This is a genomic window from Spirosoma profusum, assembly GCF_014699005.1.
GTDB classification, from domain to species: Bacteria; Bacteroidota; Bacteroidia; order Cytophagales; family Spirosomataceae; genus Spirosoma; species Spirosoma profusum.
The window spans coordinates 72,842-88,773 of record NZ_JACWZY010000005.1; the positions used below are offsets into that span (position 1 = coordinate 72,842).

At 46.6% G+C, this 15,932-nt stretch carries 12 protein-coding genes; 10 read left to right on the forward strand and 2 right to left on the reverse strand.

The features are described from left to right. The first annotated feature begins 56 nt into the window (after window positions 1–56). The 7 genes from IC229_RS07975 to IC229_RS08005 all read left to right on the forward strand — a co-directional run bounded on the left by IC229_RS07975 (window position 57) and on the right by IC229_RS08005 (window position 8,973). Window positions 57–803, forward strand: coding sequence for a sialate O-acetylesterase (locus tag IC229_RS07975; protein ID WP_223833915.1), 747 nt, complete (start codon window positions 57–59; stop codon window positions 801–803). A gap of 64 nt (window positions 804–867) precedes the next feature. Next, window positions 868–2,136, forward strand: a complete 1,269-nt coding sequence (locus IC229_RS07980) for an MFS transporter (protein ID WP_190886432.1) — start codon at window positions 868–870, stop codon at window positions 2,134–2,136. A 206-nt stretch (window positions 2,137–2,342) separates the two neighbouring features. Next, complete coding sequence (locus IC229_RS07985) at window positions 2,343–3,590, forward strand: MFS transporter (protein WP_190886433.1); 1,248 nt, start codon at window positions 2,343–2,345, stop codon at window positions 3,588–3,590. Between the two features lie 112 nt (window positions 3,591–3,702). Further along, on the forward strand, window positions 3,703–4,116 hold the full coding sequence (locus IC229_RS07990; RefSeq protein ID WP_190886434.1) for a hypothetical protein: 414 nt from the start codon (window positions 3,703–3,705) through the stop codon (window positions 4,114–4,116). 470 nt (window positions 4,117–4,586) lie between these two features. Then, window positions 4,587–5,915, forward strand: coding sequence for a bZIP transcription factor (locus IC229_RS07995; RefSeq protein ID WP_223833916.1), 1,329 nt, complete (start codon window positions 4,587–4,589; stop codon window positions 5,913–5,915). Between the two features lie 353 nt (window positions 5,916–6,268). Next, complete coding sequence (locus IC229_RS08000) at window positions 6,269–7,069, forward strand: class I SAM-dependent methyltransferase (RefSeq protein WP_190886435.1); 801 nt, start codon at window positions 6,269–6,271, stop codon at window positions 7,067–7,069. Window positions 7,070–7,275: 206 nt separating this feature from the next. Beyond that, window positions 7,276–8,973 (forward strand): sodium:solute symporter family transporter, encoded by a 1,698-nt coding sequence (locus IC229_RS08005; RefSeq protein ID WP_190886436.1) that lies wholly within the window; start codon window positions 7,276–7,278, stop codon window positions 8,971–8,973. 54 nt (window positions 8,974–9,027) lie between these two features. Here the strand turns inward: IC229_RS08005 and IC229_RS08010 are convergent, their stop codons facing one another. Together IC229_RS08010 and IC229_RS08015 are read right to left on the reverse strand one after the other, a co-directional pair. Further along, on the reverse strand, window positions 9,028–9,708 hold the full coding sequence (locus tag IC229_RS08010; RefSeq protein ID WP_190886437.1) for a response regulator transcription factor: 681 nt from the start codon (window positions 9,706–9,708) through the stop codon (window positions 9,028–9,030). Window positions 9,709–9,711: 3 nt separating this feature from the next. Next, a complete protein-coding gene (locus IC229_RS08015) occupies window positions 9,712–11,286 on the reverse strand; it encodes a sensor histidine kinase (protein WP_190886438.1) in 1,575 nt (524 codons plus the stop codon). A 121-nt stretch (window positions 11,287–11,407) separates the two neighbouring features. Between IC229_RS08015 and IC229_RS08020 the strand changes: the two genes are divergently transcribed. The 3 genes from IC229_RS08020 to IC229_RS08030 all read left to right on the forward strand — a co-directional run bounded on the left by IC229_RS08020 (window position 11,408) and on the right by IC229_RS08030 (window position 15,925). Further along, window positions 11,408–12,178, forward strand: coding sequence for a GLPGLI family protein (locus IC229_RS08020; protein WP_190886439.1), 771 nt, complete (start codon window positions 11,408–11,410; stop codon window positions 12,176–12,178). 77 nt (window positions 12,179–12,255) lie between these two features. Beyond that, a complete protein-coding gene (locus IC229_RS08025; protein ID WP_190886440.1) occupies window positions 12,256–13,050 on the forward strand; it encodes a GLPGLI family protein in 795 nt (264 codons plus the stop codon). Between the two features lie 97 nt (window positions 13,051–13,147). Continuing rightward, window positions 13,148–15,925 carry an outer membrane beta-barrel protein gene (locus IC229_RS08030; RefSeq protein WP_190886441.1) on the forward strand — a complete coding sequence of 926 codons (2,778 nt, stop codon included), beginning with the start codon at window positions 13,148–13,150 and terminating at the stop codon, window positions 15,923–15,925. Window positions 15,926–15,932: the final 7 nt, after the last annotated feature.

Sequence of the window (15,932 nt, forward strand, 5' to 3'; positions counted from 1 at the left end):
GACCTCTTGCCATGAAAACCAGCGTAAGTCCTATTATTGTCGCACTTCTTTTCATCATGCTTGCATTCAAACAGGACGTTCCGCCCCGGTTGCAACTGTTTCTGCTCATCGGGCAGTCGAACATGGCGGGGCGGGGTGTTCCAGAAGCCGAAGATCAACAACCTCATCCGCGTATCTGGATGCTTGATAAAGCTGAAAGTTGGGTGCCAGCCCGCGACCCGATGCATTTTGATAAACCAGCCGTTATCGGCGTAGGGCCGGGTTTTGCTTTTGCCAAAAAACTGGCCGGTACGTACCCGACCATGAATATTGGGCTGGTTCCCTGCGCCGTTGGTGGTTCGGGGATTGACGACTGGAAAACGGGAGCGTATTACGATCCGACCAAATCGTACCCTTACGATGATGCACTACGTCGAGCAAAAAAAGCACTGGAAAACGGCCAATTAGTGGGTTTCATCTGGCATCAGGGCGAGTCAGATTCTACGCCAGAAAAAGCCCCGGTCTATGAAGCCAAACTAGAAGAGTTGGTGACCCGTTTTCGGAAAGATTTGAATGCGCCGAATGTACCTTTTTTGGTTGCTACGTTAGGCGATTTTGTCGTGAAGCGCAATCCAAACGCGAAAACAGTCAATGACGCGCTTAAGAATGCAACACAGCACATTTCCAATTCATACTACGTCCTTTCATCGGGTCTGACTGACAAAGGTGACTCGACCCATTTCGACACCCGCTCGGCCCGAACCCTTGGTGAGCGCTATGCCGATGTGTTCATTCAGAAGAAAATGATAAAGGAGAAGCCCTAATCTTCTTTGGCGGTTTCGTAATATTGCAGAATTATTTCGCTCTCTTAGCCCTTGATTTTGCCGCATGGCTGTTTCCACCGTTTCTTCTAAAACCGAATCTCCGACCGTTGGTCTGTTTAGTCTGCCTGTTATCGTAGCGGCTCTGGGTTACTTCGTTGATATTTACGACCTGCTGCTGTTCGGCATTGTGCGTGTACCCAGCCTGAAAGACCTCGGCCTGTCTCCCGAACAGATTTCGACAGTAGGCGCCAGCATCCTGAACTGGCAAATGGGCGGGCTACTGCTGGGAGGTATTCTTTGGGGCGTGCTGGGTGATAAACGGGGGCGACTCTCGGTACTGTTCGGCTCTATCATTACGTACTCCATTGCCAACATTGCCTGCGGATTTATTACGAACATTACGTTCATGGACCCGATTACCTACTACGCACTGATGCGTTTTATTGCCGGCATTGGGCTGGCCGGTGAGCTTGGGGCCGGTATTACGTTGGTGAGTGAGGTATTACCCAAAGAAAAACGGGCAATTGGTACGTCGCTGGTGGCGGGAATTGGCCTGTTTGGGGCCGTAGTAGCCTATTTTACCGTCAAATTGTTCGACTGGCAGATGGCTTTCTTCGTCGGTGGTGGACTTGGCGTCGGGCTGCTGCTGCTACGTGTCGGCGTAGTAGAGTCGGGCATGTTCACCAACGTATCATCGCAGGAGCACGTCAGCCGGGGCAATTTCCTGTCTTTTTTCACGAATAAAAACCGATTTAGCCGCTACCTCAAATGCATCGGCATTGGCTTACCGACCTGGTTCGTTATTGGTATTCTTGCTACGTTCAGTAACGAATTTGGAAAGGCGTTAGGTATTACCGAAGAAATTCAGCCGGGTTTGGCGATCATGTGGTGCTACGTTGGTCTGGCCGTCGGCGACCTGGCGAGTGGGTTCATTAGTCAGGCAATGGCATCGCGCAAGAAAGCCGTTACGTTGCTCATGATCGTATCGCTGGTTTTCGGGCTGATCTATCTGTACTTCGGTGTTAAAAGTGCTACGTTATTATATGGTCTATGTCTGGCGATGGGTTTCGGAATTGGTTACTGGGCCATGTTCGTTACGATTGGCGCGGAGCAGTTCGGAACAAACCTTCGTGCTACGGCGGCTACTACCGTTCCGAACATGGTTCGTGGAACGGTTATTCTGATGACAAGTCTGTATGGTTCTCTGAAACCTTCGCTCGGAATTATCGATGCCGGTGCCGCAGTGGGACTGATTTCGTTTATTATTGGCTTCTATTCTATTCTGACCATTCCTGAAACCCACGGGAAGGATTTGAATTACCTTGAGGAGTAGTCTGAATTGGGATTGTAAGGATTTTCAGAATTGTCTGAACCAAGATTTTAACAAGATTGAATCCAGTCAAGCAGAAAACAAAATCCTGTGAATCCTTTCAATCCTGAAAATCTAGGTTCAGACAATCCCGTAAATCCTTTCAATCCTGAAAATCCTGGTTCAGAAACAATCCTGTAAATCCTTAAATCAGCTAAATACTGGTTCAGATGGAGACTCTCTCGCCACCATCACTACGTCCTTCACTACGTCCACTGCTTACCTTACCGGTGATTGTATCGGCGCTGGGCTTTTTCGTGGATGTGTACGACATGCTTATTTTCAGCATCGTGCGCGTGCCGAGTTTACAATCGCTGGGATTGTCGCCAGCTGAAGTATCGAAGGCTGGTACGTTTATCCTGAATTTCCAGCAGGCCGGACTGGTACTGGGCGGATTTCTATGGGGTGTGCTGGGCGACAAGCGAGGGCGCATGTCGGTGTTGTTCGGCAGTATTCTAACGTATTCGCTTACGAACATCGCCTGTGGTTTTGTGCAGGATGTCAATACGTATGCTATACTTCGCTTTATCGCTGGAGTCGGGCTGTCGGGAGAGATTGGGGCGGCTATTGTATTAGTTTCCGAAATTCTCCCTAAAGAAATCCGCAGCTATGGTTCTTCAGTAGTAGCGGGTATCGGTTATCTGGGCGCGGGAGCCGCTTACCTCACCGTCGAATACTTTAACTGGCGCATGGCCTTCTGGGTGGGTGGCGGTATGGGTCTGGCACTGTTACTGTTGCGGGTAAGTATATTCGAGTCAGGCTTATTCAGTCGTATGAAAGCCGAGCATCAGCACGTCAGTCGCGGGAATTTCCTTCAACTTTTTAGTAGCAAGACTAAAACAATCAAATATTTACGTTGCGTAACGGTGGGCATGCCTACCTGGTTTATAGTGGGTATTCTGGCTACGTTCGCGAATGAGTTTGGTGAAGCCCTTGCCATACCAGACGTAGTAAAGCCTGGGCGCTGCGTAATGATGATTTACGTCGGACTGGCCGGGGGCGATTTGCTTAGTGGCCCATTGAGTCAGTGGCTGCAATCCCGTATTCGTACTATAACTGGTCTATTGATAGCTAGCGCTTTGTTGAGCAGCATTTATCTGTTTGGTGGCATACGTAGCGCCAAAGGCCTTTATACGATCTGTCTGCTGGCAGGTTTCTGTACAGGGTATATCGCCATGTACCTGACAATGGTAGCCGAGCTTTACGGCACCAACCTCCGTAATACGGCTACTACGTCGGTACCCAGTGTGGTTCGGGGAACGCTTATTCCGATGACATTGCTTTTTCAGGCGCTGAAACCATCCGTGGGTGCCCTGCTCGCAGCCGGGTTGTTGGGAGTCATCGTTTACGGCTTATCATTCTGGTCGTTAAGCCGCATGGACGATACGTTCGGCAAGGATTTAGATTTTGTAGAATAGCTTAAACCGCTTATCCCTTTTTTTGGCCGTTGCTCCTAAACGACGGCGATGCACCTGTTTCTGTCCATCATTGAGTTGACAATTAAAGGTTCTCTTTTAATCATACAGCTCAATGAAAACCACCTTCAAAATGCTCGCCAGTGTCCTTTTGTTGGCACTAACCGTATCCGTATCGTCACCTACATTAGCTGACGATGGTCAATCGCAGAAGAAAGTATTTGCTGCAGCCGTATTTCCAGCCGCCGACATGACCAAGATGTGGTTCTATCTGGAAAAGTATAAGTCCGAGAATAAAGTCAGCCTGGAATTGATTGGTCAGCGAGGGGAAGTACTTTATCAGGAAACTGTGCTTGGTAAAAACAGCAAACGTAATACGTGCCGTCAGCAGTTCGACATGAGCCAATTGACCGATGGAAACTATACCTTCCGTATCACAGCAGGTACGCAAGTCGAAGAATACACATTCAAACTTTCGACGCCACAGGAAGTAAAGCCTGCACCGTCGCGGCATATTGCCATTAAATAGCTCATACGAGCCAAGTATGTCATCGCCCCTGGAAGGTTAGCCTCAAGCCGACATTCAGGGACGATGACATACTTATTTATCCTATATACTAAAGCTGTTTAAACTTCCGACAAAAGCATAGAAATGAGCGTTTTTGTCATGCTGAGGAACGAGGCATCTCAAATCATACTAATTCGCTTGTGAGATTTTAAAATGCTTCGTTCCTCAGCATGACAAAAACGGCTCTATCATAAAAGTTTAAACAGCTTCAATCTATTGTTGTACTAAAATTATAATTTCCAAAAATAAATTTAGTAAGTTTGAAAACACTTAGTTACCTTTAAGCGTATTACGAGTATGAATTACAATTACTCATACGAGTAAGCTGTATCTGTTCAAAAAAGTACCTTATAATAAAAGTATCACAAAATACTTTGCCGATTGAACCCAGAACACTAACTTTTCGACTTGATAATAAAAATCTACCACAAATGAAACACTTTCTCTACGTCGGTTGCCTTGCTCTCTCTGCCAGCCTGACCGCTACGGCTCAAACAATTGAGGTACCGGTTGGTACTCCATTAACCGTTCAGGGTAACCTGAACCTGCCCACAGGCTTTAACGTCCTGGTCAATAATCAGACATACATTAAACAACCTACTGCCGGTTCTTCGAACGTCTATATGGGCCTGAATGCAGGAACCTCTGGCGGAGGTACCAACAACCTAGCTATAGGTACTAATGCTGGCCCTGCCATTACTGCCGGTGGCAATAATAACGTTTTCCTAGGATCTGGAGCAGGTGCTAGCAATACCACTGGTACAGCGAACGTTTTTATCGGTGCAAATGCCGGTTTAAGTAATCTGACTGGCACAGGTAACATGTTCATCGGCCAATTGGCTGGTCTAAGCACTACGGGTTCCTATAACCTGTTCCTCGGCAACTCCTCAGGCCAACAAACCACTGGCGGAGCTGGTAATACGTTCATCGGAAATGGTTCTGGCTATGCGAATACCAGCGGACAAAATAACACCTATATCGGAAATTCCGCTGGCTTTACCGGGAATGCCACTGGTCAAGCCAATACATTCATTGGCTACGGAGCCGGCACCAACGGCCCTAATGTAAACAACTCTACAGCTATCGGCGTGAATGCAGTGGTTACTGCGGACAATTCGATCATCATAGGTGCTGCTAACGCTGCCTGGAAAGTAGGTATCGGTAACACTGCTCCTCAAAATAAAGTGGAGATTACTGCGGGCGTTGCAGCTACCTCAGGCCTTCGGTTCACAAACTTGAAAAGCACTGACGCTGCTTCAATGACGAACCAAACAAAAGTTTTGTCTGTCAATGCTTCCGGAGATGTGATTCTGGTCAGTACAAATGCTTCGACTCGTGAAGGTGTAACGGAAGCGTTCTGGCAACGGAAAGGCTCGTTCCTGCAAAGCACTCAGGATGACGCCGTTATTATCGGCGCTAACACACGTACGCCAGTTGGTTACAAACTGTTCGTTGAACAGGGTATCCTGACTGAAAAAGTGAAAGTGGCTCTGAAGAACACATCTGATTGGAGTGACTATGTGTTTCAGTCTGATTATAAGCTGAAATCACTTTCTGAAGTAGAAAGCTTCATCCAGGCTAACAAGCACCTGCCAGGCGTCCCTTCGGCTCAGGAGATGGTAGAGAAAGGCAACGATCTTCACAAAACTGATGCTAAACTGCTGGAAAAAATCGAAGAACTAACGCTGTATAGCATTCAACAGCAAAAAGAAATCGATCAGTTAAAGCAACTGGTTAAGCAATTGGTAGAGAAGAAATAAGGAAATCAATACATAAAAAACGCCAGCCCTTTTCAGGGCTGGCGTTTTTTATGTATGTAGTTGAGGATAGGTATATAATAAGTGGGATTGGACCACCAGTAAGGATAGCTTCATTCTTCATTGAGCAAAGACATATTTGTACGGGTAAGTGCATCTATGGAAGTGAATTGCTATATTTGCGGGCTACTATGAAAAATTTACTGCGTAATTACATTCGATTTCTTTACATATCTTTTCAGGGCAAAAAACTATTAGTCGAAGTACTTTTCTATCACTTATACCTACTATAATGGTAAGTCGTTAGAAATTGGCCCTTTTTCAAATTCTCACCATTGCTATATTTGCGAGCTACTATGAAAGATTTCCTGCGTAACTGCTTTCGATTTCTTTACAATATCTTTTCAGGGCAAAATGCTATCAGTCGAAGTACTTTTTTATCACTTATACCTACTAATGCTAAGTCATTAGAAATTGGTCCTTTTTCAAATCCTCACCTACGTGGCCCTAATGTTTATTATTTTGACGTAGATAATAAAGAAGATATTATCAAACGAGCCATCGCCGTAAATTATGTCATCGCTGACAACCTCCCAGATATACACTACGTATCACCTACAGGCGATCTTTCAATTATTGAAGACACTTTCGACGTAGTTTATTCAGCTCATTGCATTGAACACCAGCCTGACTTAATTAAACATCTTATTGACGTAGAAAAGCTGTTCAACTCGGGGGGGAAATATTATATAACAATTCCTGATAAACGCTATTCATTTGATGCATTGCTGCCGACACTCGATTTAGGTTCGGTCGTTGAAGCTTATGAGGAGAAACGTAAAGTGCATCAGCTTGCCAATCTTATTCGCCATCAGGCTTTGGTCGTCCATAATAGCCCAATTCGCCATTGGCTTTCTATGCATGGAACCCCAGGTAATTCAAATGCGATAGTATCGCATACGCGGCAAGCGCTTAATCAATTCAAGGAAGCAAAAGGAGCCTATGTTGATACGCATGCCTGGCGTTTTACACCTGAATCATTTAGGGAAATAATTACCCAACTGAACGAACTAAACTATATTAATCTACAGATTGAACGCCTGTATCCGACTGCTTTTGCTTCGAACGAATTTTATGCAATATTGAAAAAAAAGTAAATTGTACTTGCCATTTAAACTTCTGTTGTCAAAATCATTAATTTAATCTAACTCTACTTATATAAAAACAGATTTTGTCATTTGTCTTGATTAGAGCAACATTAATAGCATTTATTTGCAAATGATTTCATTGGAAAGTAAGCTGAATTAAAGAAATAATTGCTTTTTTACAGGCTGATTCCGAACTCTATTTCCGTGTTGTTAACATGAACCAGCTTAACCAGACCGATTACATCATCTTCTTCCTGTATTTTATTGGTGTTTCTTCCTACGGGTACTGGATTTACAAACAAAAGCAGAAAACCAAACTCGATACAAAAGACTTTTTCCTGGCCGAAGGTTCGCTGACCTGGTGGGCTATCGGTGCTTCGCTGATCGCTTCCAATATTTCCGCCGAACAGTTTATCGGTATGTCAGGAAATGGTTTCACGTTTGGTATTGCCGTTGCGGCTTATGAGTGGTTAGCGGCTGTTGCACTTATTATAGTAGCCATATGGTTTATTCCTATTTATTTAAAAAACCATATCTATACTATGCCGCAGTTCTTGAAGACGCGGTATAATGAGACAGTAAGTTTAATAATGGCTGTTTTCTGGCTATTTCTTTACGTATTTGTTAACCTAACCTCTATCCTGTTTCTAGGAGCACTGGCAATCAGCACTTTAGTTGGTGCCGACTACTTTCATCCAATTGTCATCGGTCTGAGCATTTTTGCTCTGATTATTACGTTGGGGGGTATGAAAGTAATTGGCTACACTGATGTTATTCAGGTTGTTGTATTGATTATCGGCGGCCTTGTTACGAGTTATATTGCCCTTACGTTAGTTAGTCAGAAATTCGGATTAGGTAACGACGTTATAGCTGGTTTCGGGGCTATGATGAACGATGCTGAAGATCATTTCCACCTGATTTTCCCAAAACCAGGCCCTGATACGCCCCAGGTTGAAGTCAATAAGTACCTGACCGTACCGGGTATTACTATGTATTTCGCTGGACAATGGATTGTGAACCTCAATTACTGGGGTTGTAATCAGTATATTACCCAGCGGGCTCTTGGTGCCGACTTAAAAACGGCACGTACGGGTATTCTGTTTGCGGCCATGATCAAGCTGTTCATGCCACTGATTGTGATGCTTCCAGGGATTGCTGCTTATGTGTTGTATAAAAATGGCGGTCTACAAAACGAGATGGCTCCAGGCGGTAAACTGCTTGCCGACAATGCCTATTCTGCAATTCTGTCTTTCCTGCCGAATGGTCTTAAAGGCTTGTCGATGGCAGCATTAACGGCTGCTATCGTGGCTTCGCTGGCCGGTAAAGCCAACTCGATCTCCACTATTTTCACGCTTGATATTTACCACAAATACATTAAAAAAGACGCCAGCGAAAAGCAATTGGTCTGGGCTGGACGTATCACTATTTTTGTGGCTATGCTCCTTTCTATTGCTCTGACCTGGAAGGATACACTAGGAGTGGGTAGTGAAGGAGGCTTTACGTTCATTCAGAAATATACAGGCTATTTGAGCCCTGGTATTTTTGCTGTATTCCTGCTGGGTTTTTTCTGGAAACGTACAACAGGAGCAGCTGCAGTTGTCGGAATATTGTTGGGCTTTGCCTTAACGACCCTATTCAACAACTTCGCTCCTGCTCTGTTTGGACACGAAACAATTCTCTACACAGCGTTTAAAAATGCCGAAGGTGTTTATGAAATTCCGTTTCTTGTAGCAATGGGTTGGGCCTTTGTTTTCACGCTACTGGCTATGGTGTTAATTAGTCTTGCAGGACCCGCTATTAACCCAAAATCGTTTGAGGTTGATTCCACAATGTTTAAACTTGCTCCATCAGCGACAGCAATGGTTACCGTTATTATGCTGATTCTGACGGTTCTTTATATTCGATTCTGGTAGAGAAAATCCAATGATTGTATAAAAAAACGGTTGTAAGCACTTACAACCGTTTTTTTATACAATCAACTTATAACCAATACCTCGGACGTTGATAATTTGGATCTGCGGGTCGTCACGGAGATGACGACGGAGTTTGGTAATAAATACGTCTAAACTTCGTCCGTTGAAAAAGCTGTCGTCGCCCCATAGTTCGATCAATACGGCATTACGTTCCAGTACCTGGTTCCGCTGCTCATATAAATGACGTAGCAACTCGGCTTCGCGATGCGACAACAACGTATCTTGCCCGTTGAACGATAATTTTTGCTTGGGCGCATCAAATTGATACCGACCGATACGTACCGAATCTGACGTAGCAGCGGGTCCAACTGCTACGTTACGTCGGAGAAGCGCGTTGATACGTACAATCAGTTCATCCAGACTAAATGGTTTTTTGAGGTAATCATTCCCGCCCAACTCAAATCCACGTACTACGTCGGCGGTTTGCGAACGGGCCGTCAGAAACAGAATTGGTACGTCCGGATCAGTCTGACGAATCTGCTGGGCCACCGAAAATCCGTCCATATTCGGCATCATTACATCGGCCACGACAATATCGGGGCGCTCCTGTCGAAAATCAGCCAAAGCTACGTCACCATCGGCTGCGTAACGTACCGTAAAACCACGCACTTCAAGGCTATCCTTCACAATCATGCCAAGGGCGACTTCATCTTCTATCAATAGTACGGTTGCCATCAGTTAGGAAGCAGATTGGAGCGGGTTGAAGTTGATACGGAGTCGCCTGATGCTTACCTGTCCAGTACCGCCCTGCATGGGGACGAGCAAGGTAAATTCACTGCCCTGACCGGGTTCGCTGATCACCTCGGCAAGACCACCGTGTTTTTCGACTACCTGCCGCACATACGACAGCCCTAGGCCAAAACCTTTGACCGGATGCAAGTTGCCGGTTGGTACACGGAAGAAGCGATCAAAGATCGCTGCCTGATAGGCCCTGGGAATGCCAATGCCATTATCTTTGACCGACAATCGCCAGACATGCTCCCGTTGCTGACTCGCAATCCGAATATTAACCGACTCGCCTGAATATTTGATAGCGTTTTCAATTAGATTATTGAGCACATTAGTCATGTGGAATCTGTCAATCAAAACCGGTTCATCGGTAGTTTCTACAGCTACCTCGAAATCAACCAACTTGTCGGATTTCGGGTGATAATTCCCTATGGCCTGGCTGATTATTTCCGACGGTTTCACCCATTCTGGATTAAGAACCAGCTCCTTCTTCTCTTCGACGGCCAGATTCAGCACTTTTTCGACCAGATCAGAAAGGCGTTGCAGGTTATTTTGTGAAATCGCCAGATACATCTGCGTTTTCTTCGGATCATCCAGTGCGCCAAAATGCTGTAAAGCTTCCACAGCTGCCGTTACGGTAGCAATGGGCGTTTTCAGTTCGTGCGTCATGTTATTGATGAAGTCGTTTTTCACTTCCGATAGTTTTTTCTGACGCAGAATCGTACTCAGCATGAACAGAAAACTACCTGTCGTCAACAATACTAGAAACACCGAACCGCCCAGCAACCAACCCATTCGACGTAGCAAGTAGAACGTTGGCGTTTCAAAGGTCACTTGCGCAAACAAATTCCGAATTGGGTTGATGGGCACAACCAACCTGTTCATTACGTTCGGCTTATCATTTGGCCTTGAGGGAGCACCCAATTGACGTACAAGTACATTTTTGGACATCTTTTGAGGTTGAACGCTCACCGTATCCAGTTTAAACGTAGGATTTATACCTCGCTGAAAAAGTTCAGCACGGTACGCATCTGCTAACTTAGCCAGATTGATACGTGTCCCTTCAGCCCAGTCGAGCAGCAATAGAGTCGAAATTCGGTGAGCAAGCGTATCAGGTGATTCGAATAGTTCTGTTTCTGTTCCTGGCGGACCTGGCGACAGCTGCTGATAAAACCCAACAGACACCGCACGTTTACCAGGCCTACGAGTTCTCTTTGCGCTTAATGGAGGCCCGGGTTGTCTTACAATAACTCGAATCTGCTCCCGATTGGTAGTACCGTCAAACTGGCGAATAATCATTCGTGTCGGTTTCAGTGACTTCTCATTACCCTGCCTGGCAAATAAGCGGTTAGCCTCGACCATCTGACGATTCTGCAAAACCGAAAATAGCGCATCCCGCATCGTTTGATTAAACTGCTGGCTTTTAAGATGATACGTTGTCCAGAGCCAATAGCCCTGAAACGCATTGATGCCAATGATGCATAGCGCCATCAGCCAGAATATGGAACGAATGCGTCGGTTCATACACAAATCTACATCGTCTGGGCGGGCTTTGGATGGTTGTTAACACTGTTTAACACTATGTAGCAGTGCGTTACAAAACTCCGCCTGACCTTTGAACCGTCAAATCAAACCAGCAATTTTCATGAAAACGCTCCTTTGCGTAGTTGTTAGCTTTTTAGTAGTCGGTCTGGCAACGCATCCAATTATTGCTCAAACGGCCTCTGCTACGTGGTCTGGGCAGATTACCTACGAAGGCATCCACAAAATCGATCCGGCGAGTCTGAAATTCCTCGATAACAATGGCGAGCTAATGAAACCTGGCGATCCGAACTGGCCAAAAGACATTCCTGATAACCGAATGTCGGAGCAAAAGGTATTCATTAACGGTACCTATGCGAAAGTAACCGGCAACAATTATCAGGTGATGCCGACAGCCGGAGGTAAGCGCCCATTTACTGAGCAGTTTTTTGTTGATCTGAAATCCCTGAAAAAAGTGACGATCCTTACGGTCGGCAATGATGAGGATGCAAAAACGTATCAGGCCGAGGTGCCCCTTCAGCGAGTAAGTGGCTGGCAATTAACCGATCAAACCAGGAAAATAGCTGGGTATACCTGCCGAAAGGCCACTGTGCCGTACAAAAAGGAAACCTACGCAGTCTGGATAACCACCGAGCTGCCCATCACCTACTCACCTATTCAGGAACTTACCCCCGACACCGGTACGGTCTTGCTCATTGAAGGGAGCAAAGAGCAATTCAAAGCCAGAAAAGTGGCTAAAACCGCGCTCGATCCGTCCGTGCTTAAACCCAGTGTACAGGCGCAGACTGTTGCGCCAGAACAATTGACCGAGCTACGCCAGAAAGCTATCACCGATTTTCTGGAAAAGAACAGACGCGTAGGGCAAGGGGGTTAAGAGAGTTCAGCTCTGTGTATCACAACGTTACAATTCCATCTGACTAGTAAAACATCCAATTAAACTATCAATTTTTCATGAAAACTATCCTTTGCGTAGTTGCTAACTGTCTGGTAGCCCTTCTAATAACTCATCCCATCGTAGCTCAAACAGCCGCCACTACGTGGTCTGGGCAGATTTCGTACGAAGGTGTCCGTAAAGTTGACCCATCCCAAATGCGTATCGTCATTAATGGCGAACAGGTAAAACCCGGCGATCCGAACTTCCCAACCGACATTCCTGATACGCGCTCGTTTGGCCAGAAGACGCTAATTAACGGTACGTTTGCGAAAGAAAGCCGCGATGACCAGGCAACTGTTGTTCGGGTAAGGGGCGACGGTGGGGTGCCTCAGACCAGAAACCTTCCGCGACCATTTACTGAGCAGATTTTTGTGGATCTGCAAGGCCAGAAGAAAGTAACGCTACTTACAGTCGGTAAAGATGCGGAGGCTAAAACGTATCAGGCCGAAGTGCCCCTTCAGCGGGTAAGTGGCTGGCAACTAACCGACCAAACCAAGAAAATAGCCGGCTACACCTGCCGAAAAGCGACAGTCCCTTACAAAAAGGAAACCTATACAGTTTGGGTAACTACCGAAATTCCTGTCACTTACTCACCCATCCACGAACTTACGCCCGAAACGGGCACCGTACTGCTCATCGAAGGGAGCAAGGAGCAATTCAAGGCAACCAAAGTCGATACTACGTCCCCCGATGCTTCGGCGGTCAAACCGAACGCACAGGCACAGACCGTTACTCCGGAACAATTAGCGGATCTACGTCAGAAAGCCATTACCGATTTCCAGCAACAACTTCAACTGAACGAGCGGAACTAAAGCATGGATTGCAGGGAATAGCAGAGAGCGCATGGAATTGCCTAATTCTGCTTCTCTGCCATCCTTTCTCCCTGCCATCCCTGCCATTTACAACCTTATGAAAGCGTTTTTCTTACTTTTCTGTCTTTCCCTGACAACTAGCCTGTTTGCCCAACGTAACGGATCGAAATCGGAGATTGGGGGGATGGTCGTTGATTCATCTAGTGGCAAACCTCTGCGGCAAGCATCTATCTCGCTGATGACAGACCGCGATTCGAGCTACGTGATGGGTACGATTACCGATGGCGATGGAATGTTTCAGATACGCAACGTAGCACCAGGGGTCTATCGGCTGCTCGTTACGTTTCTGGGCTATCGGAATGTCTCCCAATCGATTACGGTTACGTCAGGCGAGCCAGCGAATAGAGTAGGCATACTGCGGATGGTTGAGCAGAGCAATCAGCTTCAGGAAGTGATTGTTCGGCAGGAAAGCGCGCCCGTAATGGTTAAACAGGATACGTTGGAATTCAACGCAGGATCGTTCAAGACGCAGCAGAATGCCGCAGTGGAGGAATTACTCCGCAAATTGCCCGGTATGCAAGTGAGTCGCGACGGGACGGTTAAAGCACAGGGGCAAACGGTCAGCCGAATATTGGTGGATGGAAAGCCGTTTTTCGGCAATGATCCTAAAATGGCGACCCGAAATCTGCCCGCCGATATTGTCGATAAGGTTCAGTTATACGATCAGTCGTCAGATCAGTCGCAGTTTTCAGGTATCGACGATGGGAATCGCGAACGAACCATCAATATAACCCTCAAGCGGGATAAACGGAAAGGGTATTTCGGGAAGAATGAATTGGGGCTTGGCACAGCGCGCGACGGGGAGGCCAATCGGTATCAGGCTCAATTGAATCTGCACCGCTTTAATAACGGGCGCCAAATTTCCCTGATTGGTCAGGCCAACAACCTCAATCAGCAAAATTTCACGCTAGGCGCTGGGCCAGCACAAGGGCCAGTATTTGTTGGAGGCCAGGAAGGGGGTGGACCTCCGGGTAGCCAGACGCCCACAAATGTAATCGAAGTACGCGCTGGCGGATTAAACTATCGGGATAAAGTGGGCCAGCGTGCAGAAATCGCAACGAGCTATTTTCTGAATCAGGCCATCACGACCACCGATCAACAGAGTCGGCGCGCCAGTATTTTGCCGGGACGTTCCCTGACTACCGATCAGCAGAATTACTCGCAGAATCAGCAATTGACGAATCGATTCAACGCCCGTCTCGATTGGGTACTTGATTCGATGACCAGTCTTCGGCTAACACCCAGTTTCTCGTGGCAATCGACCGATTACACCAGCCGACTATCCAGCCGCTCTACGTTACCCGGTCTGGAGGGACCGGGTCTGCCGGGGCAAACGGCTCAATTAGTGAATACCGGCGAAACGGGCTATGGATATACAGGTAAAGGTTTAAATGGCTACAACAACCTGCTGCTCATGCGTAAATTCCGACTCGAAGGACGTACCCTGTCGTTCAACCTAAATACGGTGTTGGGCGATGGTGAAACAAAGGCGTTGAATCAGTCGGTCAATACGTTTTACGACTCCACAGGTAGTAATCCAGTTTCGAACCTATTGAACCAGCAGAACCGACAGGCGAATTACAACCTGCAAAACACGCTGACGTTGTCCTATACCGAACCGTTATCATTCACGCAAAAACTAGAATTTCGGTACACCTATTCGGTCAATAGCAATCGTGCCGACCGATTGGTTACGGACCGAAATGAAGCGACTGACCAATATGACCGCGTCAATTATTCGTTATCGAACAATTTTAGTAATTCATTTACTTTTCATCGGGCGGGTGCTACGTTTCAGAATCAACGACTACGGTATCGATTTGCCCTCGGAATGGACGTTCAGCAGTCGCAGTTGCAACTCGATAATCGTTCAGCCGATACCAGTCAGCGACGTCAGTACCTTAATCTGTTGCCAAATGCCTTGTTCAATTACACATTTTCGGGTAATCGAAACCTGCGCCTGCAATATCGAACCCGCCTGAATGCACCTTCGCTTTCTCAATTGCAGCCTGTTGTCGATAATACAAATCCACTCAATGTTCGAATCGGAAATCCACAACTTGCCCCCGAGTTTTATAATACAATTACCCTTGGTTATAATGTGTCGAAAGATCAGGGTAGCAAAAGTTTATCGGCGTTTGCCAGCCTGAATCAGAGCCACAATCGGATTGCTACGTCAACGACAATCAGTTCGTCGGGTGTGCAGACGACGCAACCCCTCAACGTAGGTGGTTTTTGGTCGGTCAACGGGTCAATGTCTATCGGGCGAACGCTGCAACCGTCGAACCTGGGGCTTACCTTCACTACCAACATTGGTCTAAGTCGGGCGGTGAGTTTCATTAATGACCAACAAAATGTTGCAAAAACAGCCAGCGTGGGGCAGGGATTTCATCTACAATCTAATTTCAACAATAGCCTGGAATACGGCATCAGTGGTAATCTAACGTATCAAACGGCTGCGTATTCACTAACCTCGAAACAGAACACATCCTTCTGGTCGCAATACGCCACCGCCGACTTATTCTGGAAGCTTCCCTTCCGTTTCGTACTCAGCAGCGATTTGACGTATACAGGCACAACGGGTAGGGCTGCGGGTTATAATCAGCAGTTTATGCTCTGGAACGTAGCACTGGCGAAGCAGTTTTTTAAAGGCAACACAGGTGAATTGCGGCTACAGGTTTTCGACGTAATGAACCAGAATCGCAGTCTGGTACGTAACACCACCGATACGTATATCGACGACGTGCAAAGCCGGATACTACGTCGGTATCTGCTCGTGAGCTTTGTGTACAACCTGCGTAAATTTGGAATATAAATTAATA